The following is a 23899-nucleotide window of genomic DNA, read 5'->3' as shown; positions in this document are numbered from 1 at the left end:
GAACCTTGTGGGAGTGGCTTTAGCCGCGATTGGGCGCGCAGCGGCCATAAAACCTGTATCCCGGATGCGGCAGTATGGCCGGGGACTCAGGTTCTACGACGGCTGCGCCGCCGATCGCGGATGAATCCGCCACCTCCGTGGTTTCAGCGCCCGATCAGTTGCCGCAACACGTAGTGCAGGATCCCGCCGGCCTTGAAGTACTCCACCTCGTTGAGGGTATCGATGCGGCACAGCACGGCGATGGTTTCCTCGCTGCCGTCCTCGCGAACGATGCGCAGGTGCAGGCTCATCCGCGGCTCGATCCGCGTGCCCGTGAGGCCGAGGATATCGATGCGTTCGCGGCCGGTGAGCTTGAGCTGCTTGCGGTCCTGTCCGGCGCTGAACTGCAGTGGCAGCACGCCCATCCCCACCAGGTTGGAGCGGTGGATGCGCTCGAAGCTCTCCGCCAGCACCGCCTTGACCCCCAGCAGGTTGGTGCCCTTGGCGGCCCAGTCGCGGCTTGATCCGGTGCCGTATTCCTGCCCGGCGATCACCACCAGCGGCGTGCCTTCGTCGCGGTAGCGCATCGCCGCGTCGTAGATCGCCAGCTTCTCGCCGCTGGGCACATGCAGGGTGTTGCCGCCTTCTTCGCCGCCAAGCATTTCGTTGCGGATACGGATGTTGGCGAAGGTGCCGCGCATCATCACCTCATGGTTGCCGCGCCGCGAGCCGTAGGAGTTGAAGTCCTTCGGTTCCACACCCTTGGCCCGCAGGTAGCGCCCGGCGGGGCTGTCGGCCTTGATGTTGCCGGCGGGGGAGATGTGGTCGGTGGTCACCGAGTCGCCCAGCAGTGCCAGGATTCGTGCGCCATGGACATCGGCGATGCTCGGCGGTGGTCCGGAAATGCCTTCGAAGAACGGTGGATGCTGGATGTAGGTGGAATCGTCCTGCCAGACATAGGTCGCCGCCTGCGGCACCTCGATGGCCTGCCATTGCGCGTCGCCGGCAAAGACCTCGGCGTATTCCTTGTGGAACATCGCCGTGTCCACTTGCGCCACGGCGGCGGCGATTTCCTGCTGGCTCGGCCAGATGTCCCGCAGGTACACCGGCTGGCCATTGGCGTCGTTGCCCAGCGGGTCGCGGCTGAGGTCCAGGCGCACGCTGCCGGCCAGGGCATAGGCTACCACCAGCGGCGGCGAGGCCAGCCAGTTGGTCTTGACCAGCGGATGAACCCGACCCTCGAAGTTGCGGTTGCCCGAAAGCACCGACGCCACCACCAGGTCGGTCTGGGCAATGGCTTCCTCGATCGGCTCGGCCAATGGCCCGGAGTTGCCGATGCAGGTGGTGCAGCCGTAGCCCACCAGGTCGAAGCCCAGTTCATCGAGGTAGCGGGTCAGGCCGGCGGCGGCATAATAGTCGGTGACCACCTTGGAGCCGGGCGCCAGCGAGCTTTTCACCCACGGCTTGCGCTTGAGGCCCTTTTCCACGGCCTTTTTCGCCAGCAGGCCGGCGGCCATCATTACGCTGGGGTTGGAGGTGTTGGTGCAGGAGGTGATGGCGGCGATCACCACGGAGCCGTCTTTCAGTGGATGCTCGGCGCCGTCGAGGCTGAAGCGGGTCTCGCCCGGCTGGTCGCCCGTGGCGTTGGCGCGCCGTACGTTGAGGCCGAGGAAGTCGTCGAAGGCCTGGCTGACACCGGGCAGGGCGACCCGGTCCTGCGGCCGTTTCGGCCCGGCCAGGCTGGCCTGCACTTCACCCATGTCCAGCGCCAGGCTGTCGCTGAACAGCGGCTCCTGGCCCGGCAGGCGCCACAGGCCCTGGGCCTTGCAATAGGCTTCGACCAGCTCCACCGTCTCGCTCGGGCGGCCTGACAGGCGCAGGTACTCCAGGGTGACGTCGTCCACCGGGAAGAACCCGCAGGTCGCGCCGTATTCCGGGGCCATGTTGGCCAGGGTGGCGCGGTCGGCCAGCGGCAGGTCGGCCAGGCCGTCACCATAGAATTCGACGAATTTGCCCACCACGCCTTTCTTGCGCAGCATCTGCGTCACGGTCAGCACCAGGTCGGTGGCGGTGATGCCCTCGCGCAACTTGCCGGTGAGCTTGAAGCCGATCACTTCCGGAATCAGCATCGACACCGGCTGGCCCAGCATCGCCGCCTCGGCTTCGATCCCGCCCACGCCCCAGCCGAGCACGCCGAGACCGTTGATCATGGTGGTGTGGGAGTCGGTGCCCACCAGGGTGTCGGGGAAGGCGAAGGTGCGGCCGTCTTCGTCGCGGGTCCAGACGGTGCGGCCGAGGTATTCGAGGTTGACCTGGTGACAGATACCGGTGCCCGGCGGCACCACGCGGAAGTTGTCGAAGGCGTCCTGGCCCCAGCGCAGGAAGGCGTAGCGTTCGCCGTTGCGCTGCATCTCGATATCGACGTTCTCGGCGAAGGCGGCGGGGCTGGCGTAGCTGTCCACCATCACCGAGTGGTCGATCACCAGATCCACCGGCGACAGCGGATTGATCCGCTGCGGATCGCCGCCGGCCTGGGCCATGGCCGCACGCATGGCGGCGAGGTCGACCACCGCCGGCACGCCGGTGAAGTCCTGCATCAGTACCCGCGCCGGGCGGTACTGGATCTCGCGGTCGGAGCTGCGTTCCTTGAGCCAGTCGGCCAGGGCGCTGAGGTCGGCGCCGGTGACGGTCTCGCCGTCTTCCCAGCGCAGCAGATTCTCCAGCAGCACTTTCAGCGACATCGGCAGGCGCTGCAGGTCGCCTAGCTGACGGGCGGCCTCGCTGAGGCTGTAGTAATGGTAGTGACGGTCTTTCACCGTCAGGGTCTTGAGGGTTTTCAGGCTATCGAGCGAGGACATCTACCAACTCCTTCTGGGCCGGTAAGCGGCTTTCTTCGCTGCTGTTGCCGCTTCACCGCCTCTGTGACAGTCCGCACGGCACGGACCTGGCTGAACAGTCAGGTTAGTCCTGTTTCATACGCCTGACCCTGTACTGGACCGACGGGGCGTGTCGCCGGTTCCGAAAGTCCTTTATCATTCGCCGATTTTCCACCGGGGCGGCTTGCGCCCGGTCAAGGTTGGGGCGCCACCGCCGCCAGCCGTTCTGGAGTGAGTGATGAATACCCTGTTCATGCATTGCCGGCCCGGTTTCGAGGGTGAGGTCTGTTCCGAGATCAGCGAGCACGCCGCACGCCTGGGCGTTGCCGGTTATGCCAAGGCCAAGCCGCAGAGCGCCTGCGCCGAGTTCATCTGCAACGATGCCGAGGGCGCCGAGCGGCTGATGCGCGAACTGCGCTTCAAGGACCTGATCTTCCCGCGCCAGTGGGCCCGTGGCAGTTTCGTCGAATTGCCGGAAACCGACCGCATCAGCGTGCTGCTGGAACACCTGGCGGACTACCCGGTAGCCGGCAGCCTGTGGCTGGAAGTGATGGACAGCAACGACGGTAAGGAGCTCTCGACCTTCTGCCGCAAGTTCGAGGGGCCGCTGCGCAAGGCGCTGCTCAAGGCCGGACGCCTGCTGGACAATGGCCCCGGCGCACGCCTGCTGCTGACCTTCGTCAGTGGCCGGCGGGTGTTCCTCGGCGTCGCCGACGGCAACAACTCGGCCATGTGGCCGATGGGCATCCCGCGCCTCAAGTTCCCCCGCGAGGCCCCGAGCCGCTCGACCCTCAAGCTGGAAGAAGCCTGGCACCACTTCATTCCCCGCGAGCAGTGGGACCAGCGCCTGTCCGACGACATGACCGGCGTCGATCTGGGCGCCGCACCAGGCGGCTGGACCTACCAGCTGGTGAAGCGGGGCATGCTGGTGACGGCCATCGACAACGGGCCGATGGCCGAGAGCCTGATGGACACCGGGCTGATCCAGCACCTGATGGTCGATGGCTTCACCTGGAAGCCGAAGCAGACCGTGGACTGGATGGTCTGCGACATCGTCGAAAAGCCCGCCCGTACCGCGGCGATGATCGAGGAATGGCTGGGCGACGGGCATTGCCGTGAAGCCGTGGTCAACCTGAAGCTGCCGATGAAGCAGCGCTATGCCGAGGTCCGGCGTCTGCTGGACCGCATCGAGGAAGGCTTCAAGGCGCGCAAGGTGAAAGTCTCGATCGGCTGCAAGCAGCTTTATCACGACCGTGAGGAAGTGACCTGCCACCTGCGCCGTCTCGACCTGAAGTCGCGCTGAATTCGCTTACTAAATACGGAGTCCCGAATGACCGATTTCACTCCAGATGCCGTGCTCGACGCCACCGGCCTGAACTGTCCTGAGCCGGTGATGATGCTGCATCAAGCCGTGCGCGATATCGCCGCTGGCGGCCTGCTCAAGGTGATCGCCACCGATCCGTCCACCCGCCGCGACATTCCCAAGTTCTGTGTCTTCCTCGGCCATGAACTGGTGCAGCAGGAAGAAGAAGGCGGTACGTACCTGTACTGGATCCGCAAGAAGGCCGACTGACGCCCGGCCGGGAAGCGGTGCCCCGCGCCGCCTTCCCGGCATCGGTCGGACCCACACCGCTGTTTGTTACTCCGCGCTGTTTCTTCCAGTGACGCTTGCCTGACTGAGGTGCACGAAATCGGTGCGCCGACGCCAGCAGACGCTGAGCGATCCCTTGCCCTCCGGACCTCGCTTCCAGCTGGCCCACAGGTTGCTAGCGAAATGCCATTGCCTTTGACCGGAAACGTTTGCGAGAGCGTTTCCGGTTGCCAGGGGCCTCATGCGCGGGAGTGGGAAATGATCGGTCTGTTGTCGCCGGGTATGCGTTTGCTGGGGCGTTTTGGCTTTGCGCGCAAGTTTCAGGTGTTGTTCCTGCTGTTCATGCTGCCGCTGATGTTCAGTCTCTGGCTGATCGGGGCGGATTACCGCGCCCGGCTGGCGGTGATCGCGGGCGAGCAGTCGGGGGTTCGCCAGTTGCAGGCGGTCGATGAACTGGAGCGCGAGTTGTCGGCCCAGCGCTACCGTGCGGCGCGCTGGAAGGCGGTCGATATCCTGCGCGAACCCACCGCCGAAGCGCGTCAAGTCATGGGCGAGATCGATGCTGCCGTTCCGCGGATCGAGCAGGCGCTCAGGCAATTGGGCGATGTGCTGGACAAGGAGCAGGCCGGCGCCGACAGCCGGGCACGTCATGAAACCCTGCGGGCCTCGGTCACTGGTCTGGACACCCAGTCATTGCGCGGTGTCGGCTGGTGGCCCGATGGCTACGATCGCTTCACCACCACCCTCGGTCACCTGCAAGCCTTGCGCGAACAGATCGCCATGGACACCGGGCTGATCCTCGACCCGTGGCTGGATACTTATCTACTGATGCAGCTGTCGACCCAGCAGACCCCGGACCTGATCGAGCGCATCGGCCGCATGGCCAGTATCGGCCAGACCTCGCTGGTGTCCGGCCAGTTCAGCCTGCAAAGCCGGTTGCAGATGCGTGACCTGCGCAGCCGCATTGGCGATGCCCGCGAGCAGATGGTCAAGATCGCGGGGTCGCTGCAGACCCGTCTGCCCCCCGAGCTGCAGGGCTGGGCCGCGCGCTATGAGGCGACCCTCAAGGTGCTCGATGCCGAGTTGAACGTGCTGGACGAGGGGGTGTTCGGCAGCGCCATCGTACTCAAGCCCGCCGACTTCGAGCGCAATGTCGGGCACCTGCTGGACGAGATGGCCGCCTTGCGCGAGCAGTCGCTGCAGGCCCTGGACCAGCGCCTGGGCGACTACCATGACCAGTCCAACCGTGAATTCATTCCCGTGGGCGTGACTATTGGCGTTCTGCTGCTGGTCGCCCTGTACCTGTTCGCCTGCCTGCAGGCGTCGATCCGTCGTAGCGCCAGGGGCATCACCACCCTGGCCGAGTCGCTGCGTGACGGCAACCTGTGCGTCGAGGTGTCGGTGCAAGGGCGCGACGAACTGGCCGCCATCAGCCAGGCGTTGAACGTCGCGGTGGTGCAGTTGCGCGCCAGCCTGCTGGGGGTCAACCATGAAACCCGGCAACTGGGCTCGGCGGTGCTGGCGCTCAACAGCCAGTCCAACGACACCCTGCAGGATGTCGAGAAGCAGCAACAGCAGATCAGCCAGATTGCCGCCGCCGCCACGCAACTGGCGGCGACGTCCCAGGGCGTGGCCAAAAGCTGCGAGCAGGCCTCCGACAGCGCCCGCCACACCCGCCTGATCGCCGAAGACAGCAACCGCGACAGCCAGCGCACCACCGACAGCATTCAGCAGCTCAATCGTCGTCTGGGCGAGACCGCCGAGGCGCTGGGGCGGGTGAGCGAACAGGGGCAGCAGATCCAGTCGGTGGTCGATGCCATTCGCGGCATTGCCGAGCAGACCAACCTGCTGGCGCTCAACGCCGCCATCGAGGCGGCGCGGGCCGGGGATCAGGGGCGCGGATTCGCCGTGGTGGCCGATGAAGTCCGCAGCCTGTCGCAACGTACCCAGGCATCCACGGCGGAAATCGCCAGCACCGTCGAAAGCCTGCGCAGCACCGTGACCCAGGCCGTGAGCCTGATGCAGGCCGCGTGCGACCAGGCGGTCCATGACGCGCACTCGGTGACCGGGCTGGGCGGGCGCCTGGAGGAGATCGCCAGTGCCGTGCAGGGCGTGACCGATACCCTGGCGCAGATTCTCACTGCTGTGGAAGAGCAGGCGGCCACCGCCGATGAGGTGAGTGGCAATATCCAGCAGGTGGATCAGGCGGCCGGGCGTTTGCTGGACGGCGCCCGTGCGGTGAACCAGGCGGCGGATACCCTGAGCAAAGGCAGCCGGGCGCTGAACGACAACACTGCGCGGTTCAGTCTGTAAGGCCGCAGCGTGGCCCCTTGTGTCTGGTTAGCCCTTGTCCGCCCGGCGAATGTGCCGGCGGGTGCAACGCACCAGGCGGATCGACAGCATCAGCGCGGCGCAGGTCAGGCCGGCGATCAGGCCTTGCCACAAGCCGCTCGGGCCGCTGGCCGGGCCGAGCACCTCGGTCAGGCCGAGCAGGTAACCCACCGGCAGGCCGATGCCCCAGTAGGCGAACAGGGTCAGGATCATGGTCACCCGGGTGTCCTGGTAGCCGCGCAGGGCGCCGGCGCAGATCACCTGGATGGCGTCGGAGAACTGGTACAGCGCGGCGAACACGATGAGCATCGCGGCAATCTGGATCACCGCAGTGTCGGGGGTGTAGATCGCCGCGATCTGCTCGCGCAGCAACAGGATCAGGCTGGCCGAGAAGGTGGCGAACACCAGCGCCGTGCCCAGCCCGACGTTGGCGGCGAAGCGCGCCTGGTACGGATCGCCGGCGCCCACCGCCTGGCCGACCCGCACAGTCACGGCCATGCCCAGCGAATAGGGAATCATGAACAGCAGCGAGCTGATGTTCAGGGCGATCTGGTGCCCGGCCACCACGGTCGGGCCGAGGCTGCCGATCAGCAGGGCGATCACTGCGAAGATGCTCGACTCGGCGAACACCGCGATGCCGATCGGCAGGCCGACGCCCATCAGGCGCTTGATCACCGCCCATTGTGGCCGGTCGATCCGCACCAGCACGCGGCTGCCGGCGTAGGCCGGAGCCCAGCGGCTCCAGGCAGCCATGCTCAGGGCCATGAACCAGCCGACGATGCCGGTGGCCCAGCCGCAACCCACGCCGCCGAGGGCCGGCATGCCGAAGTGGCCGTAGATCAGCACCCAGTTCAGCGGGATATTCAACAGCAACCCGCACAGGCCGATGACCATGCTCGGCCGCGTGCGGCCCAGCCCGTCGCTGTAGCAGCGCAGCACGTAGTACAGGGCGATGCCGGGGAAACCGAAGGCGATGCCGTGCAGGTAACCCATGCTCGGGCCGATCAGTTGCGGGTCCACTTTCATCAGGTGCAGGATCGGCTCGGCGCTGAGCAGCAGGGCGCTGGACAGCAGCCCCACCACCAGCGCCAGCCACAGCGCCTGGCGCACCAGCGGGCCGATCTCGCCATGCTGGCCGGCGCCGAAGCGCTGCGCCACCTTGGGCGTGGTGGCCAGCAGGATGCCGGTCATCAGCAGGTACACCGGAATCCAGATCGAGTTGCCCAGTGCCACGGCGGCCAGATCCTCCGGGCTGACCCGCCCGGCCATCACCGCATCGACGAAGCCCATGGCGGTGGTTGCCAGTTGCGCGACGATGATCGGCGTCGCCAGGTGCAGCAGGCCGCGAACCTCGGCGCGGATGCGGGCAGGGCGGGAGAGGGTGGTTGTCGCGGAAAGGGTCACTAGGTGGTCGTCCGGTGGCAGTGGGCAGAAAACCGGGCAGTCTACGCCCTGACGCTTCGGTCAGGAAATAGCGAAGTCCTGTGGAAAGGTTTCTGGAACGGTCCGCCACTCTGGGCCTAAACTGCGCTCCCCCACAGGAGAGCGCCATGCTGATAGTTGCCGACGAAAATATCCCGTTGCTCGATGCCTTCTTTGCCGGCTTCGGCGAGATCCGCCGTTATCCGGGCCGGGCCATCGACCGCGACTGCGTGCGCGACGCCGATGTACTGCTGGTGCGCTCGGTGACCCAGGTCAGCCGCGCCTTGCTCGAAGGCAGCAAGGTGCGCTTCGTCGGCACCTGCACCATCGGCACCGACCATCTGGATCTGGCGTATTTCGCCGAGGCTGGCATCCAATGGTCCAGCGCGCCGGGCTGCAATGCCCGCGGCGTCGTGGACTACGTGCTGGGCAGCCTGCTGACCCTGGCCGAGCTGGATGGCGCCGACCTGGCCTCGCGCACCTACGGTGTGATCGGTGCCGGCGAGGTGGGCGGGCGATTGGTCAAGGTGCTGCGCGGGCTGGGCTGGAAGGTGCTGGTGTGCGACCCGCCCCGGCAGGCGGCGGACGGCGGGGAATACGTCAGCCTGGAGCAGATCCTTGCCGAATGCGATGCCATCAGTCTGCATACGCCGCTGACCCGTTCCGGCGAGCAGCCCACCTGGCACCTGCTGGACGCCCCACGCCTTGCACGCCTGCGCGAAGGCGCCTGGCTGATCAATGCCGCACGGGGACCGGTCATCGACAACCGGGCTTTGCGCGACCTGCTGCTGGCGCGGGAAGACGTCCTGGCGGTGCTCGACGTGTGGGAGGAGGAGCCTCGGGTAGACCTCGAACTGGCCGACCTGTGCGTCATCGCCACGCCGCATATCGCCGGTTACAGCCTCGATGGCCGTCAGCGCGGCACGGCGCAGATCTATCAGGCGTTCTGTGCCTGGAAAGGCGAGGCGGAGCGGGTGAAGCTGAGCGACCTGCTCCCGCGGCCGTGGTTGTCCGGCCTGCAACTGGACGGTGCTACGGATCCGGCCTGGGCCCTGGCGACCCTTTGCCGCACGGTATACGACCCGCGCCGCGACGACGCGGACTTCCGTCGCAGCCTGAGCGACGACCCGGCGCTGCAGAAAGCCAACTTCGACCTGCTGCGCAAGGGCTATCCGGTGCGGCGTGAAATCGAAGGCTTGCGGGTGGGGATCGAAGGCGAGTCGCCGATGTTGCGTCAAATCGCACTGGCGTTGGGCTGTGTCCTCGACAACTGAGGCATCCCGCACACAGAAAAAACCCGGCGCGGGCGCCGGGTTTCGAATAGGTCAGGGTCTTTCAGCCCTTCTTCGCCGGCTTCACCCGGCTGTTTTCCAGTTCGCGGCAGGCCTGCTGGATCATCTGCTCGGTGATCGGGATCTCGCGCCCTTGCGCGTCGATGATCGAACCGCAGGCCGGGACCGGCTGCGCTGAACGTTGTTGGGTCGTACCGCTGCTATGCTGCAGGCTCATTTCCTGTCTCCTCTTCAGGTGGCTAGCCCAGTTTAGATCCGCCTGATGACCAGGCTGTTACAGCTCCATCGCTGCCTCATCATGCGAACGGACAGTCCACCAGAAAGTTCAGCCCGGAACCAGACGTACTTTAGACCGATGCGGTCTATGGTCTGCGCCGAACCGTTGTAATAGACGCCCATGGCAGCTGATTCACCTCCGGTGTAGGCTGTTTCCGGACCCGACAGACGGCAGCCTGCATGCTCACTCTTCTTTCTTCCCGCCAGCGTCATGCCTTGCAACTGGCCTGGCGATTCGTTCGCCCCTATCGCACCCAGTCGCTGCTGGCTTTGCTGGCACTGATCGTCACGGCCGCTATCACTCTGTCCATGGGACAGGGCATCCGCCTGCTGGTGGACCAGGGCTTCGTGACCCGCTCCGCCGAGCTGCTGGGCCAGTCCATCGTGCTGTTTCTCGGCCTGGTGCTGGCGTTGGCGGTGGGCACGTTCACCCGGTTCTACCTGGTCTCGTGGATCGGCGAGCGGGTAGTGGCCGATATTCGCCAGCAGGTGTTCGACCACCTCATCGGCCTGCATCCGGGCTTTTTCGAGCACAACCGCAGCTCCGAGATCCAGTCGCGGCTGACCGCCGATACCACGTTGCTGCAATCGGTGATCGGCTCGTCGCTGTCGCTGTTCCTGCGTAACGCGCTGATGGTGCTGGGCGGCATCATCCTGCTGTTCGTCACCAACCCCAAGCTGACCAGTATCGTGGTGCTGGCGCTGCCGCTGGTGCTGGCGCCGATCCTGATTTTCGGCCGGCGGGTCCGCAGCCTGTCGCGGCAGAGCCAGGACCGTATCGCCGATGTCGGCAGCTACGTCGCCGAGACCCTCGGCCAGATCAAGACGGTGCAGGCCTACAACCACCAGCCACGGGATCGCCAGCGTTTCGGCGAGACGGTGGAGGCGGCGTTCGCCACTGCCCGCAAGCGCATCATCCAGCGTGCCTGGCTGATTACCCTGGTGATCGTGCTGGTGCTGGGAGCGGTGGGCGTGATGCTCTGGGTCGGCGGCATGGACGTCATCGCCGGGCGGATCTCCGGTGGTGAACTGGCGGCTTTCGTTTTCTACAGCCTGATCGTCGGCAGCGCCTTCGGCACTGTCAGCGAAGTGATCGGTGAATTGCAGCGCGCCGCCGGCGCAGCAGAGCGGATTGCCGAGTTGCTGGCGGCGCGCAGCGAAATCGTCGCGCCGGTGGAGGGTGGAATACGCTTGCCCGAGCGGGTGCGCGGCGAGCTGGTGTTGCAGGATGTGCACTTCGCCTACCCATCGCGTCCTGACCGTCCGGCGATCGATGGCATCGACCTCAGCATCGAGCCCGGCCAGACACTGGCGCTGGTCGGTCCTTCCGGCGCGGGCAAGTCCACGCTGTTCGACCTGCTGCTGCGCTTCTACGACCCGCAGCGGGGGCAGATCCTGCTCGATGGCCAGCCGCTGACCCGCCTCGATCCCCAGGACCTGCGCCGGCACTTCGCCCTGGTGGCGCAGAGCCCGGCACTGTTCTATGGCACCGTGGAAGACAACATCCGCTACGGCCGGGCCGACGCCAGCTTTTCCGAAGTCGAGGCGGCGGCGCGCAGTGCCCATGCCCATGAGTTCATCCTGCAGTTGCCTGCGGGCTACCAGACTCACCTGGGGGATGCCGGCCTGGGCCTTTCGGGTGGTCAGCGCCAGCGCCTGGCGATTGCCCGGGCCTTGCTGGTGGATGCGCCGATCCTGTTGCTGGACGAAGCCACCAGCGCCCTCGACGCCCAGAGCGAGCACCTGATCCAGCAGGCGCTGCCGGTATTGATGGCGGGGCGCACCACCCTGGTCATCGCCCACCGCCTGGCGACGGTGCAGCATGCGGACCGGATTGCGGTGATCGATCAGGGCCGGGTGGTGGCGGTGGGGACGCACCGGCAGTTGATTGCCGAGAGCCCGTTGTATGCGAGGTTGGCGGAGTTGCAGTTTGGAGGGGATTGAGGCAGGGCGGGGTGTTGCGGCGGGGCGCTCGGCGGGGGTTTTTCTGCGCCCTCAAGATCTTTCGGCATGCGCATGCACCCCCCACCTCAATTTCTGACACTTCTGTGACAAATCCAGTAACGACTGTCACATTTCTGTAGCAATCCCCTGAGAGTATCTCGTTCAACTGTTGCGTAAGTGCTCGATGCAGTTTCGCTGCCGTCGCCTGATGGCAGCTTTTTTTTGCCTGTGATTCGAGGACATGGATGTCTTTGGCCGGCTTGCCCGCCTTTTTATCCTTTGTTCCGAGATCCCGCCGATGCCCCTGCGTACCTCCCTGAGACTGCAAATCCTCGCGCTGCTCGCCGGCAGCCTGCTGGCGATGCTGCTGATCGCCCTGGTGTGCTTTCGCCTGTTGTCCGCCAGCGTCGACGGCTACAGCCAGTTGGTAGACGGGCCGTTACGGGCCTCGCAGCAGGTCGACGAAGCCAACCTGCAGTTCAAGATCCAGGTCCAGGAGTGGAAGAACGTGCTGCTGCGAGGCAAGCAGCCGGCTGACCTGGACAAGTACTGGCAGCAGTTCCAGAGCCAGGAACGCCAGGTACAGGACATCCTCGGTCAGCTGGTACGGGAAAACGCCGACGACACGGCATTGCACACCCGCCTGACACAACTCAAGGACAGCCACCGTCAGTTGGGCGAGGCCTACGCCCGTGGTCGCGACGCGTTTCTGGCCGCCGGTGCCGACCCCTCGGCCGGCGACCTGGCGGTAAAGGGTGTAGACCGCGCCACCAGCGAGCAGATGAGTGCGCTGGTCAGTCAGCTGCGGGCCGCTGCCTCGGGCCAGGCCACTGATATCAGCGAGCAGGCCCGCCGTACGGTCTGGCTGGGGCTGCTGGTGATGCTGGCGTCGGCGCTGGCCATCGGCGTGCTCAGCCTGTGGCGGGTCAACCGCAGCCTGATCGAGCCGATCCGGCGTCTGATCGAATACGTTGCCCACCTCAGTCAGGGCCGCTTCGATGCCCGCGTCGCCAGTGACCGTCAGGATGAACTGGGGCGTCTGGCCGTGGCCGCCAACACCCTGCGGGATTTTCTTGCCGACACCGTCGGCCGCCTGCAGGACAACGCCTTTGAGCTGGAAAGCGCCAGCGGCGACCTGCGCACCCTGGCCGGCGGCATGGCCCGTGGCACCGACGATCAGTTCCAGCGCACCGACCAGGTGGCGACGGCGATGCACGAAATGTCGGCCACCGCCCAGGAGGTGGCGCGTCACGCTGCCGAAGCGGCCCGCGCTGCCGACGATGCCGACCACAGCGCCCAGGCCGGCGAGCAGGTGATGCAGGCGACCATCGACACCATTGCAAGGGCCAACCGTGAAATCACTGGCACCGCCGCCGTGATCCGTCACCTGGAGCAGGACAGCGGGCGAATCGGCAAGGTGCTGGAGGTGATTCGCGGCATTGCCGAACAGACCAATCTGCTGGCACTCAACGCCGCCATCGAGGCGGCGCGTGCTGGCGAAGCGGGGCGCGGCTTTGCCGTGGTCGCCGACGAGGTGCGCAACCTGGCCCAGCGCACGGCGTCGTCCATTGCCGAGATCAACCAGATCATCAGTGCCGTGCAATCCGGTGCGGTAGAGGCGGTGAAGGCCATCGAAACCGGCCAGGCCTGCAGCGAGGAGGGCGCCGAGCAGGTGCAGCGTGCCGGTGAGATGTTGCAGCGCATCACCCTGGCGGTGGAAGAAATCCGCGACATGAACCGGCAGATCGCCACGGCAGCGGAAGAGCAGACCAGCGTGGCCGAGGATATTTCGCGCAACCTGGTGGAAATCACCCGCATCGCCACCGACAACCAGAGCGCGGTGCAACAGACCGAGCGGGCCGGTCACCGCCTGCATGAGCTATCGGGGCAATTGGGCGCGGTCACTTCGCGTCTGTCTGCTTGAACGATTAATCTTGGGGGAAATCCGCCACTTTCCGGCAAATCTGTCTGAAGTGATGGCGGAATCCCGCCAGAAAAACCCGACAATATGGGGTGCGACCATGGGTCTCGCCTATTAGCCCTTGGTCGCTTCAAAGTTGGCCCGCTTCGTGCTTTAAGGCCGCGGCGGGCGAGATCCCGCATTTAAGACCATGGGCTGCCACGGCAGCCACGGCGATAAGACCGCACCCCGCATCTCAGATACCCCAGCCACCCTCCAGCAGCCCTGACTGACTGGCCGCGGGTGAGCAAAACCATAAAACGAGGGCGTGCACACGGGCGCGGCGGTCCAGCCAGTTACTTCACTTCAATTGGATGAATTATGAAAAAAATCCTATTGGCGCTCCTGTGCCTGAGCGTCATTGGTTGCTCCAAGCCCAGTGAACCGGAGAAGACCGTCGACGTCCTGCTGATCGGTGGCGGCATCATGAGTGCCAGCCTCGGCACCTACCTGCACGAGCTGCAGCCCGACTGGTCGATCAACATCTACGAACGCATGGACCAGGTCGCCGAAGAGAGCTCCAACGCCTGGAACAACGCCGGTACCGGTCACTCCGCCTTCTGCGAGCTGAACTACACCAGCGAAGCCGCCGATGGCTCCATCGACATCAGCAAGGCCGTTGGCATCAACGAACAGTTCGAGATCTCCAAGCAGTTCTGGTCCTACCAGGTCGAGCAGAAGGTACTGAACAACCCGAGTTCGTTCATCAACAACGTGCCGCACATGAGCTTCGTCTGGGGCGACAAGAACGTCGAGTTCCTCAAGAAGCGCCACGCCGCCCTGCAGCACAGCTCGTTGTTCCGTGGCATGGAATTCTCCGAAGACCACGCGCAGATCGCCCAGTGGGTACCGATCGTGATGGAAGGCCGCGCCGCCGACCAGAAGATCGCCGCGACCCGCATGAACATCGGCACCGACGTCAACTTCGGCGAAATCACCCGCCAGCTGGTGGGCTCGCTGACCAAGAGCGACAAGGTCAGCCTGAACCTGCGCCACGAAGTGCGTGACATCAAGCGCAACGCCGACAACACCTGGACCGTGGTGGTTGCCGACCTGGCCAACAAAGGCGTGGAAACCAGCGTCAAGGCCAAGTTCGTGTTCATCGGTGCCGGTGGTGGCGCCCTGAAACTGCTGCAGAAATCCGGCATTCCGGAAGCCGAAGGCTATGCCGGCTTCCCGGTTGGCGGCCAGTTCCTGATGACCGACAACCAGGACATCGTGTCCCGCCACAAGGCCAAGCTGTACGGCAAGGCGTCGGTCGGCGCGCCGCCGATGTCGGTTCCGCACCTGGATACCCGCATCATCGACGGCAGGGAAGTGCTGCTGTTCGGCCCGTTCGCGACCTTCTCCACCAAGTTCCTGAAAAACGGTTCGCTGCTGGACATGTTCGCTGCGCTGAACACCCACAACATCGGCCCGATGACCCATGCCGGCATCGACAACATCGACCTCAGCACCTACCTGATGGGCCAGTTGATGCTCAGCTTCGACGACCGCATGGCGGCGCTGCGCGAGTACTTCCCGAACGCGAAGAACGAAGACTGGAAACTGCTGCAGGCCGGCCAGCGCGTCCAGATCATCAAGAAAGATCCGGTGCATGGCGGCATTCTGCAGTTCGGTACTGAAGTGGTGGCTTCCGAAGACGGTACCATCGCGGCCCTGCTGGGCGCATCGCCAGGTGCCTCGACGGCTGCACCGATCATGCTGACCGTGCTGGAAAAGACCTTCAAGGACCGCATCAAGACCCCAGAGTGGCAGGCCAGGTTGAAGGAGATCGTTCCGACCTATGGTCAGAAGCTCAACAACAACCTCGAACTGACCAACAAGACCCGTCAGTGGACCAGCGACCGCTTGGGCCTGACCTTCGTACCGGTCTTGCCGGAAGAGGGTGCTGAACCGGTAGCGGTTCAGTAAGCGTGTTGCGCAGGGCAAAGCACGTCTTTGCCCTGCAGTCCCTCATCGCTGGCCATGCTCGCTGTGGGAGCCGGCGTTGCCGGCGATGAGGCCAACCCCGTCAACCTGTGACGGGCCTTGCTGCACTATTCAGTGCTTCTTCTTCCCCAGGTGATTGCCCAGCGCACCACCTGCCGCGCCACCCACACCCGCACCGATCGCAGCGCCAGTGCTGCCACCCAGTTTGTCACCCAGCAGCGAACCGCCCGCAGCGCCCAGGCCACCGCCCACGGCTGCCTTGGTCTTGCTGCCCTTGTTCGCAGCGACGGCGCTGCCGGCCGCGCCGCCGACACCGGCACCGATGGCTGCGCCGGTCTTGCCACCGATCTGTTGACCGACCACGTTACCCAGGGCGCCGCCCAGGCCACCGCCGAGTGCGGAGGTGCCATCACCCGCGAAGGCGGAGTGTGCGAACAACAGGCCCAGAGTGACGGCGACGAAAGTCTTGCGCATGTGAAACAACCTCGAGAAAGAACGTGCTTGCGGGCACGCGAAACGGAGCAGGCCGGGCATTGATGCACGGGATGCTCCAGGAAAATGACGGGAAACATGCACGAAAAAGCCCGCGATCAGCGGGCTCTTGCGTTGAGTGATTTGGTCGGAGAGACAGGATTCGAACCTGCGGCCTTCTCGTCCCGAACGAGACGCGCTACCTGGCTGCGCTACACTCCGATGAAGAAAATTCTACTCAAAATATTTCGTTCGACAAGCCCCCTGGGGGGGCAGCTTCAAGCGGCAAGTTTCAAGCTGCAAGAAAGAGCGGGGCTGCGGTGCAATCCTGTCTTGCAGCTTGCAGCTTGCAGCTTGCAGCTTGCAGCTCAGAGTTCCTTGACGGTGCGGATCTGGTCTTTGTTGACGCGGGTGCGCTTGCCGTCCAGTTGTTCGAATTCGTAGAAGCCGGAGTCTTCGTCGTAGTGCGGGGTGTCGACGGCCTGGATTTCACGTCCGTCGTTCAGGGTGATCACGGTCGGCGATGCGCAGCCGGCCAGTGCACCGAGGCCGAGGGCGAGCAGGAAGGCGGGAAGGGTCCGTTGAATCATGGTGAATCTCCAATAAGTAGGGCCGTGTATAGGGCTTCAGACGCAAACCGTTACAGCAAGTTCCTTGCGATGTTGAGCGTAGCGGTTATTTGCGTCATTGACCGGGCTCAATGCCGGGCCGGCCTGGCCGCGCGGGTCGCCCTTCCCTGTGATATAACACCGCCCATTCCCATCCTCGAACGGACCCAATGCCATGAAAGCCAAGGCCGACGCCCCCTTCGTGCCGCTCAACATCGCCGTGCTGACGGTCAGCGACACCCGTACCCTGGAAACCGACACGTCTGGCCAGGTCTTCGTCGACCGCCTCAGCGAGGCCGGTCACAACCTGGCGGCGCGGGTGCTGCTCAAGGACGATCTGTACAAGATCCGCGCCCAGGTCGCGACCTGGATCGCCGATGACGTGGTGCAGGTGGTACTGATCACTGGCGGCACCGGCTTTACCGGTCGCGACAGCACGCCCGAGGCGGTCGCCTGCCTGCTGGACAAGCAGGTGGATGGGTTTGGCGAGCTGTTCCGGCAGATTTCCGTGGCCGACATCGGCACCTCCACCGTGCAGTCCCGCGCGCTGGCGGGCCTGGCCAACGGCACCCTGGTGTGCTGCCTGCCGGGCTCCACCAATGCGGTACGCACCGGCTGGGACGGCATCCTCGGCGAGCAACTGGACAACCGCCACCGCCCGTGCAATTTCGTTCCGCACCTGAAGCAGGCTGCGCCTTGTGAAAGCCGTGGCTGAGGCGCCGGCGGCCAGGCCGCTGATGCCGGTGGAAGCGGCCCTGGAGCGCTTGCTGGCGCTGGCCGAAGCGGCGCCGATCCGTGATGTCGAAGACGTCGCTCTGGCCGAGGCCGAAGGCCGGGTGCTCGCGGCGGACCTGCACGCCACCCTCGACCTGCCGCCCTGGCCGAACAGCGCCATGGATGGCTACGCCCTGCGCGTGGCCGACTGGCAGGGCGAGCCGCTGCCGGTGAGTCAGCGGATTTTCGCCGGGCAGTATCCCGAGCCACTGCAACCCGGCACCTGTGCACGGATCTTCACCGGCGCACCGGTTCCGCAAGGCGCCGACTGCGTCGAGATGCAGGAAAACGCCGAGGTGCAGGACGACCAGCGGGTGCGCTTCACCGAGACGCTGGCGGTCGGGCAGAACATCCGTCCGCAAGGCCAGGAAACCCGTGCCGGCGAGCGCGTGCTGGAGAAAGGCACCCGCCTGGGGCCGATCGAGCTTGGCCTGGCCGCGACCCTGGGGTATGCCAGCGTGCAGGTGGTTCGCCGGGTGCGGGTCGCCGTGCTGTCCACCGGTGACGAGCTGGTGGAGCCCGGCCTGCCGCTGGGGCCGGGGCAGATCTATAACAGCAACCGCCGACTGCTGAGCAGTTGGCTGCAGCGCCTGGGTTGCGAGGTGGTGGATGCCGGCATCCTGCCGGACAACCTCGAACTGACCCGCCAGTGCCTGGGCGGCTTGCAGGCGGTCGACCTGATCCTGTCCACCGGCGGTGTGTCGGTGGGCGAGGCGGATTATCTCGGCGCCGCGTTGCGCGAGGCGGGCGAGCTGGCATTGTGGAAACTGGCGATCAAGCCGGGCAAGCCGCTGACGGTGGGCCAGTACAATGGCGTGCCGGTGATCGGTCTGCCGGGCAATCCGGCCTCGACCCTGGTGACCTTCGGCCTGCTGACCCGGCCGTACCTGTTGCGCCGCCAGGGCGTGCAGGCAGTCAAGCCGCTGCAATTCGCCGTACCGGCCGGGTTCGACTGGCCGAAAGCCGGCAACCGCCGCGAATACCTGCGGGCCCGTCTGGAGCAGGGCCGGGCGCTGATCTACCGCAACCAGAGCTCCGGCGTGCTGCGCAGTGCGGCGTGGGCCGAGGGGTTGGTCGAGGTGCTGGAAGGCACTACGCCGATGCAGGGCGATACCGTGCAGTTCATTCCGTTGAGCGAGTTGCTTGGCTGAAAGGTGAGGGTGTCGCTGAGGGCCTCATCGCCGGCAACGCCGGCTCCCACAGGGGGGGAGCTGGCTTTGCCAGCCAGGGACGCCTCAGGAAGCCGGAATCACCCCTCCCGCGACATTCCCCATCGCTACAGGGCGGCTGGCCAGCCGCGCATGAATGCTTTCCAGTTGCGCCGCCGCCACGCTCCAGTCATGCCGTTCGCGCACGAACGTCCGCCCGGCTTCGGAAAGCTGGCGCATGCGCTGCGGCTGATTGAGCAGTTGGGTGATGATCAGTGCCAGATCGTCACCTTCATTGCCGCCCAGGTAGTGCTCGCCACACCGCACCTGCAACCCGGAAACCCCTTCCCGCGTCGTGACCACCGGCAGCCCCGCCGCCATGGCCTCCAGCAACTTGATCTTGCAACCGCCCGGCCGACGCATCGGTGCGAAGAACAGTGCCGAGTGGCGCTGCAGCTCACGCAGGTCCGGCAGGTAGCCGACCCACTCGATCCGTGGATCGTCCCAGCGCAGTTTCCAGTGCGCCGGCAGCGCGTGGCCGACGATGGCCAGGCGTATCGCCGGGTTGCTCTGCCAGACCTGCGGCATGATGTCTTCCAGCGCCCATTCGATGGCTTCCAGGTTGGTGCAGTGCTCGAAGTTGCCGACGAACAGCAGGCGCTGGCTGCGCGGGCAGGGCGCGATGTCCTGGTAGTGCTCGCAGTCCACGCCGTTGACCACGACCCGGGTTTCCCGGCCGGTCAGTTCGCTGAGTTGCTGGGCGTCGTAGGGACTCACCGCCAGCACGTCGCTGGCCTGGCGCAATACCCGGGTTTCCCAGCGCCGGTAGCGCCAGCCGTCGAAGCTGTTGAAGGGCCGCAGCCATAGCGGCAGACGGTCCTGGCAGGCGGCTCCCTTGCACCATTCGACCTGATGTTCGCTGACGATGAAGGGCAGGCCGCTGGCCTGCAGCGCCCGTTCGAATGGCTGGAAGCTGTAGCTGTGCTCGATCTGGATCACATCCCAGCGCTCGCGCAGCAGCGCTTCGAAACGGTGGCGCAGGTGCGGGGCGAGGCCGTTGATGCTGGCGCGCATCGGGTAGCTGGCGTTGATGGCCGCCAGCAGGTTGAGCGGGCTGTGCAGCGGTCGCCTGGGCACCACGATGAGCCGTTCCACCAGCGGCATCAATGCCTGTCGCGCGGGTTCGCTGAGGGGGACTTTGGACTGGGCCAGCAGGGTGATGCGATGACCTCGCTGCGCAAGGCCGCGCAACAGGTTGAACTGGCGGGTCTTGCTGCCGCTGGTGGTGGGCCAGGGCAGATAGGGCAATGTCCAGAGTACGCGCATGACGCTTCCTCGCTTGCCGGACGGGCGTGGGGGGTGGAACACGAGCGGCCGCTGCGTCTGCGGCCGCTGTCGGGGTTCGTCAATAAGTCGGCTTTCCGATTTTTTGCTCGAGTTTTTGCCAATTATTTGTCGAAGCATGGTCGCGGCCGGAGGATCTTTCCATGTCATTCGTAAGATTGCAGAACTTTAATTGCCGAATGTGCAGCAACTCCCTGTCAGGCGCGGTCGAGATGGGGAGTTGAAATCTGCTACGGGAGGGGAGCTTCGATGAGCGAGCGCAAGGCATTGCTGATTCTGCATGGCAAGCAGGCGATGAACGAGGACGTCCGCGCCGCGGTGCATGCCCTGCGCGAGCGAGGCTGGCAACTGGACGTGCGCCTGACCTGGGAGGGCGGCGACGCCCAGCGGCTGGTGGATGAAGCGCTGGCCGCCGGCTACCCGCAGCTGGTGGCCGGCGGTGGCGACGGTACCTTGCGTGAGGTAGCTCACGCGATGGCCCTTGCCCGGAGTGATGCCAGCCTGGTCCTGCTGCCACTGGGCACCGCCAACGACTTTGCCCGTTCCGCCGGCATTCCCCTGGAGCCCGAGGCGGCGCTGGCGCTGTTGGAGGCGCCGGCTACGTCGATCGATCTGGGAGAAGTGAGCGGCGAGGTATTTCTCAACATGGGCACCGGCGGTTTTGGCAGCCAGGTCACCGCGAACACCTCGGAAGACCTGAAGAAAGTCCTCGGCGGGGCAGCCTATCTGTTTACCGGCTTGACCCGTTTCAGCGAACTGAGCGCCGCCTCGGTCAGCCTGCAGGGGCCTGATTTCCATTGGGAAGGCGAGTTGCTGGCGCTGGGCATCGGCAACGGTCGCCAGGCGGGCGGCGGGCATGTGCTGTGCCCGGAAGCGCTAGTGGATGATGGTTTGCTGGATATCAGCATTCTTCCGGCGCCCCAGGAGGTGGTGGGGACGCTGCGGGATCTGCTCAGCGGTGGCCTGGGGCTGGACAGCCTGTTCGTGCGCACGCGCCTGCCCTGGGTCGAGATCAAGGGCTCGCAGGGGCTGGACATCAACCTCGATGGTGAGCCGCTGCAGGGTGACAGCCTGCGCTTCCGGGTACTGCCCGGTGCGCTGAACGTGCATATGCCGGCGGATTCGCCGTTGCTCAGTCGTCGAGGCTGATGATCTGCTCGCGCACGGCGTACAGAACCAGGCCCGCCACGTCGTAGATCTGCAGGCGTTTCATGATCTGCGAGCGGTGGGTTTCCACGGTCTTCACGCTCAGGCCCAGGCCGTTGGCGATCTCCCGGGTGGACTTGCCACGCACGATCAGGCGCAGGATTTCCAGCTGGCGCGCGGTGAGGCTGTGTTTCTCCACTGTTTCGTTTTTCTGCCCGCGCAGCAGCGCCTGGTTGATCACCGCGTGGGCGATGGCCGGGCTCAGGTAGCGCTCATCGGCGCTGAGGGCAGCCAGTGCCTGTTCCAGTTCGGTGGCGGTGGTGTCCTTGAGCAGGTAGCCGTGGGCCCCGGTTTCCAGCGCCTGCATGATCAGTTGCGGGTCGGTGTGCATCGACAGGATCAGCACCTTGCAGCGGCTGCCTTCGGCCTGCAGCTGGCTCAGGGCGTCGAGCCCGCCCATGGAGCGCATCGACAGGTCGAGCAGGACGATATCGGGGTCCAGTTCGTGGACCAGGCCGACCAGTTGGCTGCCGTCGCAGGCTTCGCCCACCACGGTGTAGCCGGGGATGTCGGAAACCAGGGCGCGAACGCCGGCACGGATCAGGGAATGGTCGTCAACCAGCAGCAATTTACAGGTCATGAAGTCTTACTTGATTGGGCGCGTTCACGCGCACGAGGAGGCCACGGGAACAGGGCGTCGATCCGCGTGCCCTGTCCGGGCTCGCTGTGGACCGTGAGGCTGCCGTTGAGCAGGTTGGCCCGCTCGGCCATGCCTGCCATGCCGCACTGGCCTTCCTCGCCAGGGTGAGAAGAGGGCAGGAAACCCTGGCCATCGTCGCTGATCGACAGCGACAGCCCCTCGGGCTGGCGCTGGAATCGAACGATCAGGTTCTGCGCCCGGGCATGGCGCAGCACGTTGGTTACCGCTTCCTGCGTGATACGGAAGGCGGCCATGGCCATGTCTTCCGGGATGCCGTCCAGGCGGCTTTTGCACTCGAGGCTCCAGCGCACCTCGGTATGTTCCAGGGTGCGCAGCAAATGCGCGCGCAGACTGGCTTCCAGCCCAAGGCTGTTGAGTTGACGGGGGGCAAGGCTGGTGGCGAGGTTGCGCACGTTGGACAAGGTGTCGTCCAGGGTGCTGCGCAAGGTGTCGCAAGGTTCTTCGAGGTCTGCGGGCAGACGCCGGCGCAACCATTCGGCCTGCAGTTTGGCGGCGGTCAGCAGTTGGCCGATATCGTCGTGCAGTTCCCGGCTCAGCCGCTGGCGTTCGCTTTCCTGCACCTTGAGCAGGCGGTCGGCCAGCTCCTGCGGGGTCATCACCAGACTGTCCCGGGGCTTGCGCGAGAGGTACAGCACCGCCAGCAGGGTGAGCGCCTGCACGACCAGCCAGCCGGCCGGCAGGGGGCGGGCGCTCAGGTAGCAGACCAGGCCGGCCACCAGCGACGCCAGGCACAGCACGGCTGCGGACCCGTGCAGCAGGGCCATGCCGCGAGAGCAGCGGGTGAAGGTCTTGAGGCTTGAATGCACGGGAAATGAAGCCACTGAAGTATCACTTTTCAAAGCCAGTCCGGGGTTGATTGAACGGCTTTTGAGAAAGGCCTTCAACAACTTTTATCATCGTGCGGCATCGGGCAGCCTGGCACTTGTTTAGTGCACGGAAAGTATCTTGTTCCAGCACTGGCAAAGTCGGCGAGCGGCTCGGCGGCGCATGGTATCACTTCGGTCGCCAATGGTCGCGCGCCGGTCAGATTGTCGGTACGGTCAGGTTTTACAGGGTGGTACGGGCGTCCCGTTCTGGCGCGAATTCTAGCACTTTGCTATTACGGCTGGCGAACATGAACTTTCATTAAAAGGTCGGATGTACTTCCCTGATGCCACTGAAGTATCGGTGAAAGATCCCTCTTAGTTGCTGCCTGATGCAGTTTACCGGCCCTGGAATATGTATGCCGCGAACACTTGCGGTTTGCCAATTAGTTGGTTCCCGGTTGTATGCAATTGTCATTGCCCCGGCGCTGGCGGCGGCTCTGCCACGCACCCTGCAGGCGAACAATCAAGGCCGGGTTCAAGCGTTTTCGACGGGCAGACCGTTCGCAGTGAGCACCTGGTCCAGATGCTGGAGCAACTCCAGTTGTTCTGCAGTGTCCAGGTTCAGCGTGCCGGTGAAGGGGTCGATCAGTTCCACCTGCCAGGCCAGCAGGCACAGGCATGCCTCCAGCGTGCCCAGCGCCGCGCTGTGCAGGCGACTGCGATGGCCGGCGGGTTCCAGGCGTTCGCACAACTGGCCGCAGAAGCCGGCAATCTGCGACTGCCGGCAAGCGCTGGCCTTGTCCCTGAGGGATCCGAGGGTCTGTATCAGGCAATCACTGGCATCGGCATCCTCGCCGATCAGTTGAAAGTGGTGCAGGCACTCCTGCGCGCAGCCGAGCAGCCGGTGGGCATCCTCCAGGAAATCGTGCAGCGCGCTCATATCCGGTGAGTCGTTCAGCATCATGGCGCTCCTGTCACGCAGGGGCGGGAAGGCCGGAGACAGACGGGCGGCACGTCACGAGTGGAGGCTGGCCACAGCGAAGAAATAGCGAACAAAGGCCTGACTCCATTCATGCATTGAGAATGGCGTCACATTAATGGCTAACGGATATCACGCAAATCAGGTCTCACCCGATTGTTGGTAAGGGTTTCCCTGATGGGGATTTCAGGTGCGACACCGTTGCGGGGTCGTTGTGCAGGAAGGACTGTGAGCGCAGTAAAGCATGATGCTAAAGTGATATCAACGCCCCGCGAAGCATTTTCTGCCAGGGGTCAAGC

At 65.1% G+C, this 23899-nt stretch carries 19 protein-coding genes, 1 tRNA gene and 1 pseudogene; 11 read left to right on the top strand and 10 right to left on the bottom strand.

Features of this window, described 5'->3' with window-relative positions; all coding sequences use genetic code 11:
* Window positions 1-143 precede the first annotated feature (143 nt).
* Window positions 144-2837: an aconitate hydratase AcnA gene (gene acnA / locus AC05QJ_RS22910; RefSeq protein ID WP_476743546.1), complete on the bottom strand. Its 2694-nt coding sequence runs from the start codon at window positions 2835-2837 to the stop codon at window positions 144-146.
* Between the two features lie 256 nt (window positions 2838-3093).
* Here acnA and rlmM point away from each other — a divergent pair, with 256 nt between their 5' ends.
* The 3 genes from rlmM to AC05QJ_RS22895 all read left to right on the top strand — a co-directional run bounded on the left by rlmM (window position 3094) and on the right by AC05QJ_RS22895 (window position 6759).
* A complete protein-coding gene (rlmM, locus tag AC05QJ_RS22905) occupies window positions 3094-4158 on the top strand; it encodes a 23S rRNA (cytidine(2498)-2'-O)-methyltransferase RlmM (protein ID WP_476743545.1) in 1065 nt (354 codons plus the stop codon).
* Between the two features lie 27 nt (window positions 4159-4185).
* Window positions 4186-4428 (top strand): sulfurtransferase TusA, encoded by a 243-nt coding sequence (gene tusA, locus AC05QJ_RS22900; RefSeq protein ID WP_476743544.1) that lies wholly within the window; start codon window positions 4186-4188, stop codon window positions 4426-4428.
* Window positions 4429-4629: 201 nt separating this feature from the next.
* Entirely contained in the window at window positions 4630-6759 is a 2130-nt protein-coding gene (locus AC05QJ_RS22895) for a methyl-accepting chemotaxis protein (RefSeq protein ID WP_476743543.1), read from the top strand.
* Between the two features lie 27 nt (window positions 6760-6786).
* On the opposite strand, the gene AC05QJ_RS22890 is transcribed toward AC05QJ_RS22895, so the two are convergent.
* Window positions 6787-8181 (bottom strand): MATE family efflux transporter, encoded by a 1395-nt coding sequence (locus AC05QJ_RS22890; RefSeq protein WP_476743542.1) that lies wholly within the window; start codon window positions 8179-8181, stop codon window positions 6787-6789.
* A gap of 146 nt (window positions 8182-8327) precedes the next feature.
* Here AC05QJ_RS22890 and pdxB point away from each other — a divergent pair, with 146 nt between their 5' ends.
* Window positions 8328-9473, top strand: coding sequence for a 4-phosphoerythronate dehydrogenase PdxB (gene pdxB, locus AC05QJ_RS22885; protein ID WP_476743541.1), 1146 nt, complete (start codon window positions 8328-8330; stop codon window positions 9471-9473).
* Between the two features lie 61 nt (window positions 9474-9534).
* Here the strand turns inward: pdxB and AC05QJ_RS22880 are convergent, their stop codons facing one another.
* Window positions 9535-9708, bottom strand: coding sequence for a PA1571 family protein (locus AC05QJ_RS22880; protein WP_476743540.1), 174 nt, complete (start codon window positions 9706-9708; stop codon window positions 9535-9537).
* A gap of 239 nt (window positions 9709-9947) precedes the next feature.
* Between AC05QJ_RS22880 and AC05QJ_RS22875 the strand changes: the two genes are divergently transcribed.
* From AC05QJ_RS22875 to AC05QJ_RS22860, 4 genes and pseudogenes are all read left to right on the top strand, one after another.
* A complete protein-coding gene (locus AC05QJ_RS22875) occupies window positions 9948-11711 on the top strand; it encodes an ABC transporter transmembrane domain-containing protein (protein ID WP_476743539.1) in 1764 nt (587 codons plus the stop codon).
* Window positions 11712-11952: 241 nt separating this feature from the next.
* A pseudogene (locus tag AC05QJ_RS22870) lies at window positions 11953-12702 on the top strand (methyl-accepting chemotaxis protein); the annotation flags it as partial.
* Between the two features lie 165 nt (window positions 12703-12867).
* Complete coding sequence (locus AC05QJ_RS22865; RefSeq protein ID WP_476747996.1) at window positions 12868-13635, top strand: methyl-accepting chemotaxis protein; 768 nt, start codon at window positions 12868-12870, stop codon at window positions 13633-13635.
* A 357-nt stretch (window positions 13636-13992) separates the two neighbouring features.
* On the top strand, window positions 13993-15585 hold the full coding sequence (locus tag AC05QJ_RS22860; RefSeq protein WP_476743538.1) for a malate:quinone oxidoreductase: 1593 nt from the start codon (window positions 13993-13995) through the stop codon (window positions 15583-15585).
* A 129-nt stretch (window positions 15586-15714) separates the two neighbouring features.
* Here AC05QJ_RS22860 and AC05QJ_RS22855 read toward each other — a convergent pair whose 3' ends face one another.
* From AC05QJ_RS22855 to AC05QJ_RS22845, 3 genes are all read right to left on the bottom strand, one after another.
* Window positions 15715-16077 carry a glycine zipper domain-containing protein gene (locus AC05QJ_RS22855; protein ID WP_476743537.1) on the bottom strand — a complete coding sequence of 121 codons (363 nt, stop codon included), beginning with the start codon at window positions 16075-16077 and terminating at the stop codon, window positions 15715-15717.
* 142 nt (window positions 16078-16219) lie between these two features.
* Window positions 16220-16296 (bottom strand) — tRNA-Pro (locus AC05QJ_RS22850).
* A 146-nt stretch (window positions 16297-16442) separates the two neighbouring features.
* A complete protein-coding gene (locus AC05QJ_RS22845) occupies window positions 16443-16664 on the bottom strand; it encodes a YgdI/YgdR family lipoprotein (protein ID WP_476743536.1) in 222 nt (73 codons plus the stop codon).
* 193 nt (window positions 16665-16857) lie between these two features.
* Between AC05QJ_RS22845 and moaB the strand changes: the two genes are divergently transcribed.
* A complete protein-coding gene (moaB, locus tag AC05QJ_RS22840; protein WP_476743535.1) occupies window positions 16858-17397 on the top strand; it encodes a molybdenum cofactor biosynthesis protein B in 540 nt (179 codons plus the stop codon).
* Between the two features lie 22 nt (window positions 17398-17419).
* The gene (locus tag AC05QJ_RS22835; protein WP_476747995.1) at window positions 17420-18607 is read left to right on the top strand and encodes a molybdopterin molybdotransferase MoeA; all 1188 of its coding nucleotides are present in this window, start codon (window positions 17420-17422) and stop codon (window positions 18605-18607) included.
* 84 nt (window positions 18608-18691) lie between these two features.
* Here AC05QJ_RS22835 and AC05QJ_RS22830 read toward each other — a convergent pair whose 3' ends face one another.
* Window positions 18692-19930 (bottom strand): glycosyltransferase family 4 protein, encoded by a 1239-nt coding sequence (locus AC05QJ_RS22830; RefSeq protein WP_476743534.1) that lies wholly within the window; start codon window positions 19928-19930, stop codon window positions 18692-18694.
* A gap of 267 nt (window positions 19931-20197) precedes the next feature.
* Between AC05QJ_RS22830 and yegS the strand changes: the two genes are divergently transcribed.
* Complete coding sequence (yegS, locus tag AC05QJ_RS22825) at window positions 20198-21097, top strand: lipid kinase YegS (RefSeq protein WP_476743533.1); 900 nt, start codon at window positions 20198-20200, stop codon at window positions 21095-21097.
* Here yegS and AC05QJ_RS22820 read toward each other — a convergent pair.
* The 3 genes from AC05QJ_RS22820 to AC05QJ_RS22810 all read right to left on the bottom strand — a co-directional run bounded on the left by AC05QJ_RS22820 (window position 21081) and on the right by AC05QJ_RS22810 (window position 23585).
* Window positions 21081-21734 carry a response regulator gene (locus AC05QJ_RS22820; RefSeq protein WP_476743532.1) on the bottom strand — a complete coding sequence of 218 codons (654 nt, stop codon included), beginning with the start codon at window positions 21732-21734 and terminating at the stop codon, window positions 21081-21083. The genes yegS and AC05QJ_RS22820 overlap by 17 nt on opposite strands.
* Window positions 21731-22621, bottom strand: coding sequence for a sensor histidine kinase (locus AC05QJ_RS22815; RefSeq protein WP_476747994.1), 891 nt, complete (start codon window positions 22619-22621; stop codon window positions 21731-21733). The genes AC05QJ_RS22820 and AC05QJ_RS22815 overlap by 4 nt, the downstream gene beginning before the upstream one ends.
* Window positions 22622-23156: 535 nt before the next feature.
* On the bottom strand, window positions 23157-23585 hold the full coding sequence (locus AC05QJ_RS22810; protein WP_476743531.1) for a histidine kinase: 429 nt from the start codon (window positions 23583-23585) through the stop codon (window positions 23157-23159).
* Window positions 23586-23899 lie beyond the last annotated feature (314 nt).

The sequence above is a fragment of the Pseudomonas sp. TUM25319 genome (assembly GCF_056388475.1).
Note: the sequence above shows the minus strand (reverse complement) of the source record. Positions and strands in the feature narration are given on the sequence as shown.

Bases quoted from the DNA above. Each gene is read 5' to 3' on its own strand.
- acnA (WP_476743546.1), bottom strand. From the start codon at position 2,837: ATGTCCTCGCTCGATAGCCTGAAAACCCTCAAGACCCTGACGGTGAAA.
- rlmM (WP_476743545.1), top strand. From the start codon at position 3,094: ATGAATACCCTGTTCATGCATTGCCGGCCCGGTTTCGAGGGTGAGGTC.
- tusA (WP_476743544.1), top strand. From the start codon at position 4,186: ATGACCGATTTCACTCCAGATGCCGTGCTCGACGCCACCGGCCTGAAC.
- AC05QJ_RS22895 (WP_476743543.1), top strand. From the start codon at position 4,630: ATGCCATTGCCTTTGACCGGAAACGTTTGCGAGAGCGTTTCCGGTTGC.
- pdxB (WP_476743541.1), top strand. From the start codon at position 8,328: ATGCTGATAGTTGCCGACGAAAATATCCCGTTGCTCGATGCCTTCTTT.
- AC05QJ_RS22880 (WP_476743540.1), bottom strand. From the start codon at position 9,708: ATGAGCCTGCAGCATAGCAGCGGTACGACCCAACAACGTTCAGCGCAG.
- AC05QJ_RS22875 (WP_476743539.1), top strand. From the start codon at position 9,948: ATGCTCACTCTTCTTTCTTCCCGCCAGCGTCATGCCTTGCAACTGGCC.
- AC05QJ_RS22865 (WP_476747996.1), top strand. From the start codon at position 12,868: ATGGCCCGTGGCACCGACGATCAGTTCCAGCGCACCGACCAGGTGGCG.
- AC05QJ_RS22860 (WP_476743538.1), top strand. From the start codon at position 13,993: ATGAAAAAAATCCTATTGGCGCTCCTGTGCCTGAGCGTCATTGGTTGC.
- AC05QJ_RS22855 (WP_476743537.1), bottom strand. From the start codon at position 16,077: ATGCGCAAGACTTTCGTCGCCGTCACTCTGGGCCTGTTGTTCGCACAC.
- AC05QJ_RS22845 (WP_476743536.1), bottom strand. From the start codon at position 16,664: ATGATTCAACGGACCCTTCCCGCCTTCCTGCTCGCCCTCGGCCTCGGT.
- moaB (WP_476743535.1), top strand. From the start codon at position 16,858: ATGAAAGCCAAGGCCGACGCCCCCTTCGTGCCGCTCAACATCGCCGTG.
- AC05QJ_RS22835 (WP_476747995.1), top strand. From the start codon at position 17,420: ATGCCGGTGGAAGCGGCCCTGGAGCGCTTGCTGGCGCTGGCCGAAGCG.
- AC05QJ_RS22830 (WP_476743534.1), bottom strand. From the start codon at position 19,930: ATGCGCGTACTCTGGACATTGCCCTATCTGCCCTGGCCCACCACCAGC.
- yegS (WP_476743533.1), top strand. From the start codon at position 20,198: ATGAGCGAGCGCAAGGCATTGCTGATTCTGCATGGCAAGCAGGCGATG.
- AC05QJ_RS22820 (WP_476743532.1), bottom strand. From the start codon at position 21,734: ATGACCTGTAAATTGCTGCTGGTTGACGACCATTCCCTGATCCGTGCC.
- AC05QJ_RS22810 (WP_476743531.1), bottom strand. From the start codon at position 23,585: ATGATGCTGAACGACTCACCGGATATGAGCGCGCTGCACGATTTCCTG.